Annotated in this window: 12 protein-coding genes and 1 pseudogene; 7 read left to right on the plus strand and 6 right to left on the minus strand. The window is 55.2% G+C overall.

From position 1 onward, the window contains the following. The first annotated feature begins 203 nt into the window (after positions 1 to 203). Positions 204 to 1,085: a protease complex subunit PrcB family protein gene (locus DYE26_RS04115; RefSeq protein WP_036622438.1), complete on the plus strand. Its 882-nt coding sequence runs from the start codon at positions 204 to 206 to the stop codon at positions 1,083 to 1,085. 88 nt (positions 1,086 to 1,173) lie between these two features. Here DYE26_RS04115 and DYE26_RS04120 read toward each other — a convergent pair whose 3' ends face one another. Further along, the gene (locus DYE26_RS04120; RefSeq protein ID WP_036622440.1) at positions 1,174 to 3,246 is read right to left on the minus strand and encodes an ABC transporter ATP-binding protein; all 2,073 of its coding nucleotides are present in this window, start codon (positions 3,244 to 3,246) and stop codon (positions 1,174 to 1,176) included. Between the two features lie 16 nt (positions 3,247 to 3,262). Continuing rightward, on the minus strand, positions 3,263 to 5,008 hold the full coding sequence (locus DYE26_RS04125) for an ABC transporter ATP-binding protein (protein ID WP_036622442.1): 1,746 nt from the start codon (positions 5,006 to 5,008) through the stop codon (positions 3,263 to 3,265). A gap of 453 nt (positions 5,009 to 5,461) precedes the next feature. Here DYE26_RS04125 and DYE26_RS04130 point away from each other — a divergent pair, with 453 nt between their 5' ends. Continuing rightward, a complete protein-coding gene (locus tag DYE26_RS04130) occupies positions 5,462 to 5,764 on the plus strand; it encodes a HesB/YadR/YfhF family protein (RefSeq protein ID WP_036628024.1) in 303 nt (100 codons plus the stop codon). An 86-nt stretch (positions 5,765 to 5,850) separates the two neighbouring features. Here DYE26_RS04130 and DYE26_RS04135 read toward each other — a convergent pair whose 3' ends face one another. Continuing rightward, the gene (locus tag DYE26_RS04135) at positions 5,851 to 6,354 is read right to left on the minus strand and encodes a hypothetical protein (protein ID WP_036622444.1); all 504 of its coding nucleotides are present in this window, start codon (positions 6,352 to 6,354) and stop codon (positions 5,851 to 5,853) included. A 176-nt stretch (positions 6,355 to 6,530) separates the two neighbouring features. Here DYE26_RS04135 and DYE26_RS04140 point away from each other — a divergent pair, with 176 nt between their 5' ends. Next, positions 6,531 to 8,294 carry an ABC transporter ATP-binding protein gene (locus DYE26_RS04140; protein WP_036622446.1) on the plus strand — a complete coding sequence of 588 codons (1,764 nt, stop codon included), beginning with the start codon at positions 6,531 to 6,533 and terminating at the stop codon, positions 8,292 to 8,294. A gap of 281 nt (positions 8,295 to 8,575) precedes the next feature. Here the strand turns inward: DYE26_RS04140 and DYE26_RS04145 are convergent. From DYE26_RS04145 to DYE26_RS04160, 3 genes and pseudogenes are all read right to left on the minus strand, one after another. After that, a pseudogene (locus tag DYE26_RS04145) lies at positions 8,576 to 9,765 on the minus strand (IS3 family transposase). A 386-nt stretch (positions 9,766 to 10,151) separates the two neighbouring features. Beyond that, positions 10,152 to 10,604 (minus strand): DUF441 domain-containing protein, encoded by a 453-nt coding sequence (locus DYE26_RS04155; protein WP_155619469.1) that lies wholly within the window; start codon positions 10,602 to 10,604, stop codon positions 10,152 to 10,154. Positions 10,605 to 10,663: 59 nt separating this feature from the next. Next, a complete protein-coding gene (locus DYE26_RS04160) occupies positions 10,664 to 11,656 on the minus strand; it encodes a YpdA family putative bacillithiol disulfide reductase (protein WP_036628027.1) in 993 nt (330 codons plus the stop codon). 236 nt (positions 11,657 to 11,892) lie between these two features. On the opposite strand from DYE26_RS04160, the gene DYE26_RS04165 reads away from it, so the two are divergent. The 4 genes from DYE26_RS04165 to DYE26_RS04180 all read left to right on the plus strand — a co-directional run bounded on the left by DYE26_RS04165 (position 11,893) and on the right by DYE26_RS04180 (position 16,131). Further along, positions 11,893 to 12,363, plus strand: coding sequence for a DUF3939 domain-containing protein (locus tag DYE26_RS04165; RefSeq protein WP_036622453.1), 471 nt, complete (start codon positions 11,893 to 11,895; stop codon positions 12,361 to 12,363). Positions 12,364 to 12,464: 101 nt separating this feature from the next. After that, positions 12,465 to 13,163: an HAD family hydrolase gene (locus tag DYE26_RS04170; protein WP_082207747.1), complete on the plus strand. Its 699-nt coding sequence runs from the start codon at positions 12,465 to 12,467 to the stop codon at positions 13,161 to 13,163. 498 nt (positions 13,164 to 13,661) lie between these two features. Beyond that, positions 13,662 to 14,774, plus strand: coding sequence for a ribosome small subunit-dependent GTPase A (gene rsgA, locus DYE26_RS04175; RefSeq protein WP_240534125.1), 1,113 nt, complete (start codon positions 13,662 to 13,664; stop codon positions 14,772 to 14,774). A gap of 238 nt (positions 14,775 to 15,012) precedes the next feature. Continuing rightward, positions 15,013 to 16,131, plus strand: coding sequence for an IS110 family RNA-guided transposase (locus DYE26_RS04180; protein WP_036623922.1), 1,119 nt, complete (start codon positions 15,013 to 15,015; stop codon positions 16,129 to 16,131). Positions 16,132 to 16,301: the final 170 nt, after the last annotated feature.

Consider the following 16,301-nt stretch of genomic DNA (forward strand, 5'->3'; position numbering starts at 1 on the left):
AGAAAAAGACTGGAGATCCAGAAAGCAGGGGCTGTTAACTTCAAACGAATAGGTTAGTCAAATAACCATTAAGCCGCACCGTCTACTGTCTACTGTCTACCGTCTGCTGCCGAACAATTACGAGCACACATAAATTTGTGAAACGGAAATTACTGCAACCTTTTGGGCGGGCCTCCCGTCTAGGGGGACAGAGGTGATGAGATATGAAAAAAACGCCAAAATTGAAACTTTCAGCCGCTCTGCTGCTGGCCGGTTCGCTGCTTTTGACGACTTCCGTTTCTGCTTTCAGCGATGTGCAGGGAGATGACGCCGGTATTACCGAGTCACTGCAACAAAAAGGAATCATCCAAGGAATTACGCCGGACAAGTTCGTTCCCATGGGCAAACTGACTGGAGCACAGGCGGTGACGATGATCGTCAACGGGCTTGGTCTCAAAGTGAAGGACGCCGCCAAATCACAGGTTCCCGCCAAGGATGAATGGTATTCCTCCGCGCTGCGGATCGCCGCAGACAAAGGTATCAAGCTGCCCAAAGACTTTGACCCCAATGCCGAGCTGACGCGGGAAGCTTTTGCCGATATTTTGGTGCAGGCCGTAGGTACGACTGGCGACTATCCAATGGTCAAAATGTTCATCGAAATCGCCGATGCCGATCAGATCACCGTGGAATATTCGGGCCACATCCAGCAGCTGCTGCTAATGAAGATCGCCAGCCTGGACGAGCAGGGCAAATTCCATCCGCAGGATACCATAACCCGCATTGAAGCGGCCCGGCTCGTATATAATGCGGCCGAATACATCGATAAATACAAGGAAGCCGAACAGGGGATGCAGGATAACGTAAGCTTTCAAGTCGAAAAAGTAAACGACCAAATCAACAAGGTGGTGCTCACCCGCGCCGAGCAGCCGAACCCGGGATACGGCATCCGTGTAGCTAAAGTGGAGTTCTCCGGCGACAAGGCCACCGTCTATTACGAACTGCTGTCCCCCGAACCGGGCATGAATTATATTCAGGTCATTTCCGATACGAGGGCAGAGACGTACATCTCCAGCCAATATACGGTGGAGGTTAAGAAACTGCCTTGACCAAAACGCACATGTGAAAATTTACAGATTTCTTTAAACTAAAAAAAACTTCAGAACCGCCTAATAAGCGGGTCTGAAGTTTTTTTTGTCAGCGCGGATTAGCCACCGGCGCCCAGGGCTGGCCTGCCGCCGGCGCGCCGGGCGCTTCCGCGCCTCCGTGCTGCAGGCGGTACATTTGATAGTACCGTCCGCCCATGGCGAGCAGCTCATCGTGGGTGCCGCGCTCGGCGATTTCGCCGCGATGCAGCACGAGGATCTGGTCGGCGCTGCGGATCGTGGACAAGCGGTGCGCGATGATGAAAGTGGTCCGGCCCCGCTTCAACACCTCCAGCGCGTTTTGGATCAGCGCTTCGGTTTCCGTATCGATGTTGGCGGTCGCCTCATCGAGAATCAGGATGGCCGGGTCGAAGGCAAGCGCCCGCGCAAACGAGATCAGCTGGCGTTCGCCGGCGGAAAGGGTGCTGCCTTTTTCCACGACCGGTTCGTCCAGCCCTTTGGGCAGATGCGCGAGAATCCGCGTTGCACCGACGTCGCGTAAAGCCTGCTCCGCCGCTTCCCGGGAGATCCGCTCGTCGCCCAAAGTGACGTTGGACAGAATCGTCCCGGTGAACAGGTAAGGGTCCTGCAGCACGATGCCCATATGCCGGCGGATCCACTGCTTGGGCAGGTCCTTCACCGGCTGGCCGTCGATCGTGATCAGGCCTTTTTGCGGATCGTAAAACCGGAACAGCAGGTTGATGATCGAGCTTTTGCCGGACCCGGTATGCCCGACCAGCGCCACCGTTTGGCCCTGCTTCGCTTCGAACGAAATATTTTTCAGCACGTAATCCTGCTTATAAGCAAACGATACGTCCTTGAACTCCACGTTCCCTTTGTAACGCGGCATCGAGCCGTCCGTGACGTCTTCGCCCGGTTCGTCCATCAGGGCAAACACCCGCCCGGCGGACACCATCGAGGTGTCGAGCGCGGCCAATTGGTTGACCATCCCGGTGATCGGCTGGAACAGACGCCCCAGCACGTCGACGAAGGCGTACAGCACGCCGAGCGAAATAACGCTGTCCCCGCCAAGCTGCGCCGAACCGAAATACCAGAGCACCGCGGCAAAAGCGAGGTTGCGGATTACGTTCACCAGGTTATGCGACGTAAAAGCGTTCAGGTTCAGCATTTTGTTCTGATGTTTCATATAATCGTCGTTCAGGTTTTCGAACTCTGCCTTTGTTTTCGCCTCGCGGCGGAAAATGCGGATGATCGACATGCCCTGGATCGACTCGTTGATGATCGCGTTGATCTCGCTAAGCCGCGAGCGGATGATCGTGTTGTATTTGGTGGCGAATTTCCGGTACAGCACCACCCACAGGTAGATGACCGGCACGATGAACAAGCAGATCAGGCCGAGCCGCACGTCGAGAATAAACAACGCCACATAGACGCCCAGCATATTGATAATCCCGGAAAAAAAGTTCGCCAGCACCGCGATAAACAAATCTTTGACCGCTTCCGTGTCGTTCGTCACCCGGGATACGACTTTCCCGGCCGGCAGATTGTCGAAGAAATACACCGGCAGCCGCTGAATGTGGGCGTAGACGTCCATGCGCAGCTTGCGGATGACCTTGTTGGCGGACGATTGCAGCCAATACGTTTTGCCAAATTCCATCACGATGGAGACGGCCAGAAAAACGAAGTACCATATAATCAGCGAAATAATGCCGGGAACCTCGGGTTTGTAAAAAGCGAACAGCCCGGAGGCGCTGAGCTTTTGCGCCGGATATTCGCTAACGGTGCCGTCCTTCCGGGCGATGGTCAGGACGCCGTCCTTAAAGCTGCGGTCGCCGGTGACGTCCGCGACCGGCTCATCGATGAACAGGAAGCTGGTTCCGGCCTGCAGCACGCGCACCTCACCGCCTTTGGCTTCGCTTTCCGCAAAGCGGTCGCCCCGCTTAAAGTACCGGCCGTCGTAAAGGACGGTGCTCTCGTTCTGGCTTGCCGTTTCGTAAAACGGCTGTTCGATCGCCAGCATATGATCGTCGATCATCGCGCGGGCGATAAACGGGCCGGCGAGTTCGGCGGCTACGCCGATCGCCAGCATGACGAGCGCGAGTATAAAGGTATTTTTGGCCGTTAAAGCGTATTTGAATAAAGATTTCCCCGTATGGGCGTGCATAACTTAGGACACCTCCTTAGTCAGTCAGGTTCGATTCCACCTGCTGGCGTTCGTATTGTTCGCGGTACCAGCCGCCGCGCGCAAGCAGCGATTCGTGGGTACCTTCTTCAATGATGCGGCCTTTCTCCAGCACGACGATCCAGTCGGCATGCTCTACGGCGGACAGCCGGTGCGTGGAGATGAGCGTCGTTTTGCCGGCCCGGCGGGTGCGGATATTTTCGATGATCCGGGCTTCGGTCCGCGCATCGACGGCCGACAGCGCGTCGTCGAGAATCAGGATGTCCGGGTCGGCGATAAACGCCCGGGCCAGCGACACGCGCTGCTTCTGACCGCCGGAAAGGGCCACGCCTCTCTCGCCGACCAGAGTGTCCAGCCCGTCGGACAACGTACCCAGGTCCTGGTCAAATGCGGCGGTGCGGATCGCTTCCATGATGGTTTCATCCGGCGCGTCTTTGAAGCCGAACTGAATGTTCTCGCGGACCGTTTTGGAGAACAGGATCTGCTCCTGCGGCACATACCCGACCCACCCGTGCAGCTGCTTCAGCGCGATATCCTGGATCGGCACGCCGGAGACGGTCAGCTCGCCGCTGCCGAGCGGATACTCGTGCAGCAGCTGCTTCAGCAGCGTCGACTTGCCGCTGCCGGTCCGGCCGACGATGCCGAGCGTTTCTCCGCGCCGGATCGTCAGGTCGATCTGCTCCAGATTGTTGACGGTCGACGTCGGATAACGGAACGTGACGTCTTTGAATTCGATCGTTTCCGGCGTTTCCACCCGCACCGGATTCGGCACGTCCTGAACGTCCGGCTTGACGTTCAGCGTTTCGTTGACGCGGTCGAGCGAAGCGCCGCCGCGCTGCATAATGTTAATCAGTTCGCCGATCGCAAACATCGGCCAGATCATCATCCCCAGGTACATGTTGAAGGACACGAGATCGCCCAGGGTTAATTCGTTATGAAAGACGAGATAAATGCCGTACGTCAGTCCGATCGCATAGCTTAGCCCGACGCAAAGCCGGATGGTCGGCTCGAAGTAGGCGTCCACTTTGGCGACCGCCAGGTTTTTCTGGTAAACGTCGTTGGTGATGTCGGCAAAACGCTGTTCATCATTCCGTTCCTGCACATAGGCGCGAATGACACGGATGCCGGCGATCGATTCCAGCACCTGATCGTTCATGTCCCCGAACGCATCCTGGGCCAGCGTGTAACGCTCATGGATGATCTTCCCGTAAATCTTCATCGCCAGGGCGATAAAGGGGAGGGGGATGATCGCCGCGAGCGTCAGCTTCCAGCTGATCAACGTGCTCATGGCGATAAAAATGACCGCCAGATACGCCGTCGAGTCGGTGAGCGTCAGCATCCCGAAGCCGGCGGTTTGGGCGACCGAGCGCAGGTCGTTCGTGGCCCGGGCCATCAGATCCCCGGTACGGCTCCGCTCGAAAAACGGCGGCGTCATCCGCAGCAGATGGCTCATAAAACGCGAGCGCAGCAGCCGCTCGACCAAGTTCGAGCCGCCGAACAGCGAATGCATCCATATGTAGGTGGTCAGATAGATGAACAGCAGAAAGCCGATGATGAGCAGAATATATTTCGTGAGCGAGCCCCAAGTTACGGTGCCGCCCACGATTTCGTCGATGGCGCTGCCGAGCAGCCGCGGCGGGGCGAGTTCAGCGATTCCGGCCACGATGAGCAGGAACAGGCCGATGGTGTAGCGCCTCTTTTCACGCTTAAAAAACCAGCCCAAATTTTTCAGAACCGAAAACATGTTGCGATTTCCTCCTTTTTCCATACCAGGTTGTTCTACAGCTTGAAAAACGGCAAAAAAGGCATACCGTCCGTAAACGATATGCCTTAAAGAACCTTAACATATGCCGCGTACGCCGCTTTATTATCAAAAGCAGCCCCGCGTATAATTTCGCCGCCGAATCCGTCCCTTCATAACAATTGGCGGTTAGCGTTCGATTCGTTTCAAGCGGGCAGGGTCTGCCCCGGTATTCGGTTGTAGGCGATCCGTACGCGGACGTACATCGGAATCTTTGAACTTGAACACCGTGCTCACCCTTTCTTCATTGGTAATTACTTGAAAATGCGATTCGTATGTTCCCGATTGTATCACCGGATTCAAGAAGATGTCAAACTTTATTTTTCCGCTTCCGAACAAGGGTTTGGCAATCGGCCCGGTTTGGTCTACAATAAGAGAAAAAGGAGAGGGGAGATTCTGATGATCCACGTTACACAAGAAGCAGCCGAATGGTTTAAACGGGAGTTGAACCTGAAAAACGGGCAAGCCGTGCGCTTTTTCGCCCGCTACAGCTCGGGGGGGAAACTGTATCCGGGGTTCTCGCTTGGCATCGGAGTCGATCGCCCGGTATCGCCGGCCTTGACTTCGGAGGTGGAGGGCATCACGTTCTACATGGAGGACCAGGATAAGTGGTATTTGGACGGCTATCATTTGAATGTGACGTATGACGAGGGGCTTGGCGACATTGAATATAAATACGAGGCGGCACTCCCAAACTGACCGCCTTATCGCCGGCAGCGCAAGCAGCCGCATGCCATAACGAAACAAGGCCCGATCTTTACGGGCCTTTTCTGTCTTTTTCCTCATCAGATAATGCTGTCTTCCATGGCAAATTCAAAATCGCCGATATCAAACACTTGAACCGGCATTTCCGCTTCGATGATCCGCCGGATCAGCTCCAATTGATCGGTTAGAATCGGGGCGTTCTCCCGCTGCGCGGTAAGCACGATTTCCGTTTCGATCGGGTCGAGAAATTCGCCGTATTGCTCATTGTCGACCGCGTTGATGACGGTCCAGGATATTTTATCGCCGAACAATATGGACGGGCTTTTGGACCAGGGCACGCCTAACGCGCGTTCAAGCTTCTTGCGGTTTAGCGGCTCCTCCAAATAAGCGATCAGCTCGGCTATTTTTTGTTTGACGTGGAAATCGTCGGCCGGATCGTTCATCAACGGTTCCGGGCTGTTTTGAAATTCATAGAGCTCCATGACGGTGGTGTAAGGTACAATATATTCAACAGGTGCCTGGGGCACCAGCAATTCTCCATAAATCGCCACCATCACGGCTTCAATGACAAATCGGCGTGACATGGTCATCCTCCTAAACCGGCCTGTGCCTCGTTGCTATATTATTTTCATAGTGAGTTATCAATTATAATGGAGTATATCACAATCGGTTTATAAATTCAGCTTTGCTTGACGAAAATCGGCGTTTATCCCCAAAATCGGGATATGTTGCCATTTCAGGAGAGGGATGTGTACGCAAATTGAAATATTGGAAAGCCTATTTTACGTTTGTCCGGCCTTATACGAAGTGGATTATATTAACCTTGTTCATCGGCATGCTGAAGTTCGGCATTCCGTCGCTGCTCCCGCTCGTGCAAAAATACGTGGTGGACGATATATTGCTGAACGGGAGCATGGCGGCCGGGCAAAAGGTGCCGCAGCTGATGATGGTACTGGGAATTACGCTGTTCCTGTTCGTCATCGTCCGCGGACCGGTGGAATATGCGCGGCAGTATTTCGCCCAGTTTATCACGGCGCGGATATTGTTTGACTTGCGGAACCGGCTGTACGGGCATCTGCAGCGGCTATCGCTAAGGTATTATCAGAACACGAAGGTGGGGGAGATCATTTCCCGCTTCATCAACGACGCGGAGCAGACGAAAAACATCGTCGAAGTCGGGATGATGAATGTCTGGCTGGACACGTTTACGCTCGTGTTCGTGTTGGGATTTATGTTTTATTTGAACCCGCTGCTGGCGCTGGTGTCGATCGCGATTTTTCCGCTGTACGCCATCGCGGTCAAGGTGCTGTATAAGCGGCTGAAAAAGCTGACCAAAGACCGGTCCGCGGCCCTGGCAGGCATTCAGGCTTATTTGCATGAGCGCATTCAGGGGATCTCGGTCATCCGCAGCTTTGCGCTGGAGCGGCACGACCGCAAGAAATTCGAAGGAATCAACGGCAAATATTTGCAAAAAGCGATGGCCCACAGCCGCTGGAACGCCTGGACGTTCGCCATCATCAACACGATGACCGACATCGCGCCGCTGCTCGTGATCGGATACGGCGGCTACCAGGTGATTCAGGGGCATCTGACCTTGGGGACGTTCGTGGCCTTTTTCGGCTACCTGGACCGTTTGTACGCGCCGCTCAAGCGGCTGATCAATGCGTCGACGACGCTGACGCAGGCCTCCGCCTCGTGGGAACGGGTGCTGGAGCTGCTCGAGCAGCCGTACGACATGACCGATGCGCCGGACGCGGCGGCGCTGCCCCGGGGCAGCCACGGCGTGGCGTTCCGGAACGTTTGGTTCAGGTACCAGGAGCAAGGGCAGTGGGTGCTGAAGGATATTTCGTTTGCGGCGGCGCCCGGGCAAACGGTGGCGTTCGTCGGCATGAGCGGCGGCGGGAAATCGTCGCTGGTCGGTTTGATTCCCCGTTTCTACGATATAGAGAAAGGGGAGGTCGTCGTCGGGGGCCGGGACGTCCGGCAGTGGACGATGGAAAGCCTGCGCAGCCGGATCGGCATGGTGCTGCAGGACAATTTCCTGTTCAGCGGCAGCGTGCGCGACAACATTTTGTTCGGCCGCCCGGACGCGAACGAGGAGGCGGTCATCGCTGCGGCGAAAGCGGCCAATGCGCATGATTTCATCATGCAGCTGCCAAGCGGCTACGACACCGAGGTCGGGGAACGCGGCGTGAAGCTGTCCGGCGGCCAAAAGCAGCGGATCGCCATCGCCCGCGTGTTCCTGAAGGATCCGCCGATCCTCATCCTCGACGAGGCGACGTCCGCGCTCGACCTGGAGTCGGAGCATCTGATCCAGCAGTCGCTGCTGCAGCTTGCGCACAGCCGTACGACGCTGATCGTCGCGCACCGCCTGTCCACGATCACCCATGCCGACCAAATCATCGTCATGAAGGACGGCGAAATCGCCGAACGCGGTACGCACGAGGAACTGATGGCTAAACCGGAAGGCGTGTATGCGCAGCTCTACAATATCCAGAATTTAAGCCCGGTGGAGGTAGGGTAATGACGGGCTCGGCAACGATCTCAGGCCGCCTGCTCCGATTGTCGGCCGGTGAGGGAGTTATTAAATAACGGAAAAAAAGTACGTTATTTCAGTTCATTTACCGAAAATGCGGGCAATAGAGGGAAAAAATGGCGTTATTTTTCGAAGAAGAGAGCAATCAGGACAGTTCTTGGCGGCTGGATAGAAAATAAGACCATAATTTTCCCCTATTCTACCAAGCAACCTTCACAACGAGGAAATAGATACAAAAATGGACCTCTGTCAAGAAAGTGGACACCCTTTTAAGCAACTTTTCTCTTATTAAATTGCGCAGCAAAGCGAACCGGTGACAAATAGCCGAGTGAACCATGGATCCGTTTTCGGTTGTAGAAGAATTCAATGTAACGGTAGATCTCGTCATAGGCTTGCTGCTTGGTCTTAAATCGCTTGCAGTAAATCAACTCCTTCTTGAGGATGCTGTGAAAGGATTCAATACAAGCATTGTCGTAGCAGTTGCCTTTGCGGCTCATGCTGGCTGTCATTTTGTAAATTTTGAGTTGTTCTCTGTACTCGTGGGACGCATATTGGCTCCCTCGATCCGAATGATGAATGAGCCCTTTTTTAGGCCTTTTGGCCACATAGGCATCCTTCAGAGCGTCCAGAACAAGATCGGTTGTCATTCGGTCATTCAAACGCCAGCCCACGATCTCACGGGTGCATAGGTCCATAACGCTGGCAAGGTACAGCCGACCTTCTCTACAAGGAATGTACGTAATGTCGGTAACCCAAACCTTATTGGGTTTGTTCACTTGAAACTGCTGGTTAAGGATATTGGGAGCAATCGGTAAGTCATGGTTAGAATCGGTAGTTTGCACTTTGTATTTACGTGCGACACAGGCGCGAAAGCCGAGCTCCCGCATGTATAAACCAATCGTCCTCTCCGTTACGTTCTCGCCTTCCTGATTCAGCAAGTACGTGATTTTAGGGGCCCCGTAACGCTGCTCGGAATCGTTGAAGTGATAAGTAATCCTTTTCAGCAGGTGTAACTTACGCAATGCTCGCTCACTCGGCTTTTTGTTTCGCCATTTGTAGTAGCCGCTCCGGGAAACTCTAAAAACCTGGCACATCTTCTCCAAAGAAAACTCGGAGCGGTGATCTTCAATAAACTGAAACCTTACTTCTTTGGTTTGCTGAAGATGTGCACTGCTTTTTTTACGATGGCCAGTTCCTCTTCCACATCGGCGATACGCTGCTGGCTTTCGCGGAGTTCACGCTCTTTGTCTTTCAAGAGTTGTTCGAGTTCCCGAACGCGTTCGACGTTTGTGATGGGTTCGTTCTTAAACTCACGGTATTTCGCCTTCCAGGAATGCAATGTCTTTGCTGGGATATCTAGCTCCAAGGCTACGTCCTCCACCGACTTTGTCTGTTCTTGGAGATATTTTACCGTTTGTCTCTTAAATTCTTCGTTATATCGTTTCCGTTGTTCACCCATGTGAACACCTCCTCAGATAGTTCCATTATCTTTTTCTCTTAACGAGGTGTCCACTTTTTATTCTAGCTCTAAAAGTTCCGCTATTCTCTTTCGTAACGGACCTGAACGAAATTATCCGGGCCCAAACAAGCTGATTTTGCCCCTAACGGACTGGGTGGGCGTTATTTGGCCGAATGGCACAAGAGTATGCTCATTGAGAGCAAATAACGCCCGCTGGCCCGCTGAGTCCGTAAGCTTGGGAAATACCGGGAAATGGTGCGAATAGCGGCATCTGGGTCCGTTAGCATCGGAAGCCGTTGCCGGCCGATTATCAGCTTGGACTTACGTGAACTTAAGGTGACTGCCCCTCGTTTAGGTCCTATCGGCAGGGCGGAGGGTGCGGCAGCCTACAGCTTCCCGATCACCAGCGACAAAATCCCGGCGGCGATCAGCGGGCCGACGGGGACGCCGCGGAAAAAGGCGACGCCGAGCACCGTGCCGATGAGCAGCCCCGCCACGACGGTCGGCTGGCTGCCCATCAGCGCCGCGCCGCGGCCGCCGAGCCAGGCGACAAGCATGCCGACGCCGATGGCGAGCAGCGATTTCCAGTTGAGAAAAGATGCCCACAGCGTCTGGATCGAGATTTTCCCGCTGGCGACGGGGCTCATGACGCCGATGGTTAAAATGATGATGCCGATCGTCAGACCGTACTTGTCCAGCCAGGGAAACGTGCTGTTCAAATGCAGCACGCGCAGCAGCAGCAGGACGATCATCGCCACCGTGATCGGCATATTGCTGCTGAAGATCCCGAGCGCGGCCAGAAGCAACAGCAGCAGCGCCGTGACATCGATTTGATTCATGGTGCTTTGCACCTCCTCCTATGGAGAAATCCAAACCGGGCCTTGCCCCTTTTGGGGCGTTATTTTTCGGCGGAACGGGAAGCCAAAATATGCTTCGCGATCAGCTTGCCGTGGCCGCGCCCGGTTTCGATAAACACCTCGTTGGCGTTGCGGCCCGAGGCGATGACGCCCGCGACGTACAACCCCGGCACGTTCGTCTCCATCGTTTCCGGATCGAACACCGGCTTCTCCATATCGCCGGCCATTTCCACCCCGGCGCCAAACAGCAGTTTGCGGTCCGGACGGAATCCGGTCAAGGCCAGCACGAAATCGTTGATCAGCGCCGTTGTTTCGCCGCTATCGTTGGCCTCGACGACCACATGATCCGGATGGATTTCTATCACCCGGGAGTTTAGCCGCAGATCGACTTTGCCTTTGTTGACCAGGCTTTCGAAGATCGGCCGCACCCAAGGCTTGATGTTGCCGGAAAGATCGTCACCCCGGTAGACGACGGTGACCTCGGCGTTCACGCGAACGAGCTCCAGCGCCGCGTCCACGGCCGAGTTGCTGCCGCCGATAATCGTCACTTTGGTGCCGGTATACGGATGCGCCTCCTGGAAATAGTGGGACACTTTATCGGTATTTTCTCCCGGAATGCCCAAAATATTGGGGTGATCGAAATACCCCGTCGAAATGATCACATTTCGTGCCGCGTACTCCGTGTGTTCCCCGCCGCGCTTGACGGAGCGCACGATAAACGTACCGTCCGGCTGCCGCTGGACTTCCGTGGCTTCCTCATAAGCCGATACCGGGACGTTGTAGAAGTCGCTCACTTTTCTGTAATATGCCAGCGCTTCATGGCGGAAAGGCTTGTCATTGGGCGTAGCAAACGGCACATCCCCGATTTCCAGCAGCTCGGCCGTACTGAAAAATTGCATATGGGTTGGATAAGAGTAGATGGAATGAACTAAGCAATGTTTTTCGAGAACGAGCACATGCAGTCCGCGCCGCTGGCATTCGATCGCTGCCGACAGTCCGCATGGCCCTGCTCCGATGATGATGACATCCTGCATGGGTTCCTCCTGTGTTTGTTGTTTTTTTTGGTTTTCAAAAAGAATTTTCAAAACAATACCATCCTACAGCAAATGCCAAAGAATAGCCAGACATTAACGGTTTTTTGGCGAAATCAGGCCTTGTTGTGTCCATTGAGTGACAATTGAAGCGCGGCTGTCTCAAAACGTAAAATTTGGAGTAAACTAATATTGTAAGCGCTTGCCATAAATTTGATAGATTTAGGGAGGTGCCGTACATGCTGTCGTGGTTCAAAAGAAAACCAAAACCAACTCGCGCCGGAGCCCCGGATACCGTTTCGGTTTCGCTCGACGAGGTGAGGCAGGCCGTATTGCGTTTTGAGGCCGACATGCCCGAAGGCGTAAACCGGTTATCGCTGCTGCTTCCTGACGGAAGTCTGGAAATGAAGCGATTGTCGCGTTATTTGGGCGGCATTACGAAGCAACGATTTTTTCTGTCCAGGGAAACCTATGAGATTTTTGATGAAACCGACCGCCTGATTCCCTATTACTTGGACATGGTTCAGCCTGCGGTGGATACTTACATGGATGAACAGGGGAAACTTCCGGTGCTGGAACAGTCCCGCGAGCTCCAGGTGGATTACCGGCTGTTAATGCGGGAGCACTACCTCAAGGAAATGCCGCCGTTTCCGCTGTATGTTACGGAGCAGGAGATGCTGTTAACCCACCGCCCCAGACGTGTTATGTGAGCCTGGAGCGCAGGGCCCGGTCAGGGCCTTGCGCTTTTTTCATTTGACAGCCTGTTTTACAATAGAGAAAGAGAATAAGTGGGGAGAGAGGGAACTTAAAATTGCAGCTAGAAGCGGTGTTGTTTGACTTGGATAATACGCTGATGGACCGGGACCATACGTTTCGCCGGTTTGCGGAACAGTTGGCGCGGGAATGCCTGGTGCCTGTCTTGGAAGAAGAGGAGCGGAACAGGCTGATTGATTATATGATCGAGAGGGACGCCGACGGATACCGGCCGAAAGAGGGCTTCTTCCGGGAGCTGATCGAACATTTGCCGTGGAAGAAGCGGCCCGACCTGGAGGAACTAAAGGCTTATTATGACCGCAACTATATGACCCACGCCAAGGCGATGGATCACGCGGCCAAGACATTGGAAGCCTGCCGCTCGCGGGGCCTCCGGTTAGGCATCATCACCAACGGAATAAGCCGTTTGCAGCACGGAAAAATCGATTTGCTCCACTTGCGGCCGTATTTTGACACGATCGTCGTATCCGGGGACGTGGACATCCGCAAGCCGGATCCGCAAATTTACCGGCTGGCGTTGGAGCGGCTTGGCGTAACCCCGGAGAAGGCGGTGATCGTCGGCGACCATCCCCGCAACGATATTTGGGGGGCGGCGCAGGTCGGGATTCGCGGGATTTGGCTGCGGCGCAAACATGCCTGGGACGCGGAGCTGGCCGGAGGAGAACCTTGGCGTTCCGTTTATGGGTTGGACGAAATTCCCCCTCTGCTGGAGGAACTTGCGGGAACGGAGCAATAACCGGGTAGGGGCATTTTACAAGTGGAAGGATTGACAAAGCCTGCCCGATCCAATATGATGAATACAAAATCTTGAAGGAGGCTGGTAATTATGAAAAAAGTCCATGTGTCTAAGCTTGATGTTCATGAAACTTTTGACGTAAGTACGGCCTGCTTGGCGGAAAAGCATCTAACGCTAACCTTTTGTTAATGAATGAAAGCTAGCCATAAGGTGCAGGATTACCCAGCCGCGGGACCGTATTGTCGTCCCGCGGCTTTTTGCTGTGGCCGCCGGCGAATTTCGCTAGGCGGCCGGGAGAAACTGCGCAGGGAACAGTGCCCTAATTCCGATTGCATGAGCGTGTGCGCGCGGAAATGGGGGCCGGTTTTCCTGCGACTTCCAAAGCGGGCGCGGGGCGAAGAACCTCGCGTCTTTTTGCGCTGTTTTAGCTTGCTGCAGATCCGCCAAGAGACCGCGAAAAATCAAACCGAACGATATCATTTTAGGAGGAATACCCGATTGAATTTGACCAATTTAGGATGGAATCATGAGCGGGAAACCGCATTAAAAGGGCTGGGCCTTGGGCAGGTATGGCCGGGCAGAGTCGTGGCCGACCACGGACGCAAATACCGCGTGGCTACGGAGCGGGGCGAAGGCTGGGCGGAAATGTCCGGCCGCCTGCAGCATGAGCTTGGCGAGCGCAGCGAATTTCCGGCGGTAGGCGACTTTGTGGCGCTCCGTTTTCTGGCGGACGACAGCCAGGATGCGGTGATACACGGCCTGCTTCCGCGTACCAGCCGGATCTCCCGGCGCGCCGCCGGTTCGGTACCGGCCGAGCAAATCGTCGCGGCCAATGTCGATCTGTTGTTTGTGGTGGCCGCGCTGAATCTGGATTTCAATTTGCGGCGTTTGGAGCGCTATTTGATTATGGCGTGGAACAGCGGGGCGTCGCCGGTGATCGTTCTGAGCAAAGCGGATCTATGCCCCGATCCGGAGCGTTACGTCAGCGAGACGGAGGGAATCGCGCCCGGGGTGCCGGTTATCGTGGTCAGCGCCATGGAAAACCGGGGGCGGGAGCAGGTGGATGCGCTGCTTAAACCGGGCGTGACGGTCGCCTTGACCGGCTCGTCCGGCGCCGGAAAATCGACCATCCTTAACTGGATGGCCGGAGAGGAGATGCAGCGGACCCAGAGCGTGCGCGAGGACGACAGCCGCGGCCGGCATACGACGACGCACCGGGAGCTGTTCGTGCTGCCCCAGGGCGCGGTCATGATCGACACGCCGGGGATGCGCGAGCTGCAGCTGTGGGACGATGACGGCGGCTGGGCGGAAGCGTTCAGCGACATCGAGGAGCTGGCCAAGGCGTGCCGCTTCAGCGATTGCCGGCACCAGCAGGAGGCCGGGTGCGCGGTCCGGGAAGCGCTGCGCACCGGACAGCTTGAGCGTAAACGGCTGGACAATTACCTTAAGACGCAGCGGGAGCTTAAATTTCAGGCCGCCAAAGAGCAAAGCCGGCAGCGCGCGGCCAAGGCCGGGGCCGGCAAAAGCGCCGCCAAGGCCGGTTCCGGCAAAGGCGGCGCTCCCCGCGGCAAAGGGGAGCAGCGCCGGCGGTTTGCGCAGGAGTGGGAGTAGTCGGGAGTTGGCTTATGGGTGTGATTGATTTCCGGGAAATCTCCCGACAAAGTCAGTTAGCCATCCATTCGTATGGAGTTAACGACCCTGCGTCTCTGCGTCCCGGATCTCCAGTCTTTCGCTAGCTATGATGAACGTAAACAAAAGACAGCCCTCCATATTGCTACATCTCGTAGGTTAAAATGGATAGTGAAAACCAAACCATTTCAGAGCTACATAGCAAAGGAGAGCTGATACTATGCAGTCTACCACAAAATTCGTCGGTTTAGATGTATCCAAAGAAAAAATTTCGGTTGCTATTGCAGATGCAAGCGGTGAAACTCCTCGCTATTACGGGAGCATTCCTCACACCCCGGCGGCGCTGCGCAAGCTGATCAAAGAACTGGGACCGGCCGAAACGCTATCGTTTTGTTATGAGGCAGGTCCGACAGGTTACGAAACCTATCGCTGGATCACCTCCATGGGAGCCCATTGCGTTGTCATTGCTCCGTCGCTTATTCCCAAACGCCCTGGCGATCACGTGAAGACGGATCGACGGGACGCCGAGCAGCTTGCCCGTCTGTTTCGTGCAGGAGAATTGACTCCTGTCTACGTCCCGGAGCGGGAAGACGAGGCTTTGCGGGAGTTGGTTCGCGCCCGGGAGGCCGCCAAAGAGGACGCGCATCGGGCACGCCAGCGGATATTGAAGTTCCTGCTCCGCCATCAAATCGAACCGCCGGCTACGATAAAGCGTCGTTGGACCCGGAAGTACCGTTCCTGGCTGGAGCAACTGACATTCCCTTATGAGCCCATGCAAGTAGCCTTCGACGAGATGCTCCATACCTTAAATGAGATCGAGCAGCGGATGGGGCGTTTGGAAAAAGCCTTGGTTCAGCAAGCCACGGTCGGCTCCAAGGCAACTCTGATTCGGGTGCTTCAGTCCCTGCGTGGGATTGGACTACTGACGGCCGTCACTCTAGCTGCTGAGATCGGTTCATTTACTCGCTTCCGCTCCCCGGCCCAACTCATGGCGTATTTAGGGTTGGTTCCTCGTGAGAGTTCAACCGGCCTGAGTACTCGGCGCGGAAGTATGACCAAAGCCGGTAACGGGCGCTTGCGCCGATCCTTGGTGGAATCCGCCTGGAGCTACCGTCATCGGCCTGCGGTGAAAGGAGATCTCGCCAAGCGTTTGGATGGCATGCCGGCCGATATACAACTGTTGTCGTGGAAAGCGCAAGAAAGATTGCATTACAAATACCGTCATCTCATTTTTGGAAAGAACAAACACAAAAATGTGGCCGTAGGCGCGGTGGCCAGGGAGCTAACCGGGTTCATATGGGCTGTTGCTCGAACGGTGGAACAACCGGTGGCTAACTAACGCCCCTTCCGTCCCCTTTGGGGAGACGCAGGGAGCGTTGCCCCCTGCACCCCCACACTCGCCGTGAGGCGTTCCTCATTTCCAATGAGGAATAGGAAAAGTGTTGATTTGAACCTAACCGCTTGTCAAGAAAAGCGCTTGACAAGCTCACGCCTGAGCACGAGGCCCGG

This window comes from Paenibacillus macerans, assembly GCF_900454495.1.
Taxonomy (GTDB): domain Bacteria; phylum Bacillota; class Bacilli; order Paenibacillales; family Paenibacillaceae; genus Fontibacillus; species Fontibacillus macerans.

What these genes read in the sequence shown, in the direction of transcription:
- DYE26_RS04120 (WP_036622440.1), bottom strand. Translation starts at nt 3,246, where the DNA reads ATGCACGCCCATACGGGGAAATCTTTATTCAAATACGCTTTAACGGCC.
- DYE26_RS04160 (WP_036628027.1), bottom strand. Translation starts at nt 11,656, where the DNA reads ATGCAGGATGTCATCATCATCGGAGCAGGGCCATGCGGACTGTCGGCA.
- DYE26_RS04155 (WP_155619469.1), bottom strand. Translation starts at nt 10,604, where the DNA reads ATGAATCAAATCGATGTCACGGCGCTGCTGCTGTTGCTTCTGGCCGCG.
- DYE26_RS04125 (WP_036622442.1), bottom strand. Translation starts at nt 5,008, where the DNA reads ATGTTTTCGGTTCTGAAAAATTTGGGCTGGTTTTTTAAGCGTGAAAAG.
- DYE26_RS04180 (WP_036623922.1), top strand. Translation starts at nt 15,013, where the DNA reads ATGCAGTCTACCACAAAATTCGTCGGTTTAGATGTATCCAAAGAAAAA.
- DYE26_RS04165 (WP_036622453.1), top strand. Translation starts at nt 11,893, where the DNA reads ATGCTGTCGTGGTTCAAAAGAAAACCAAAACCAACTCGCGCCGGAGCC.
- DYE26_RS04135 (WP_036622444.1), bottom strand. Translation starts at nt 6,354, where the DNA reads ATGTCACGCCGATTTGTCATTGAAGCCGTGATGGTGGCGATTTATGGA.
- DYE26_RS04115 (WP_036622438.1), top strand. Translation starts at nt 204, where the DNA reads ATGAAAAAAACGCCAAAATTGAAACTTTCAGCCGCTCTGCTGCTGGCC.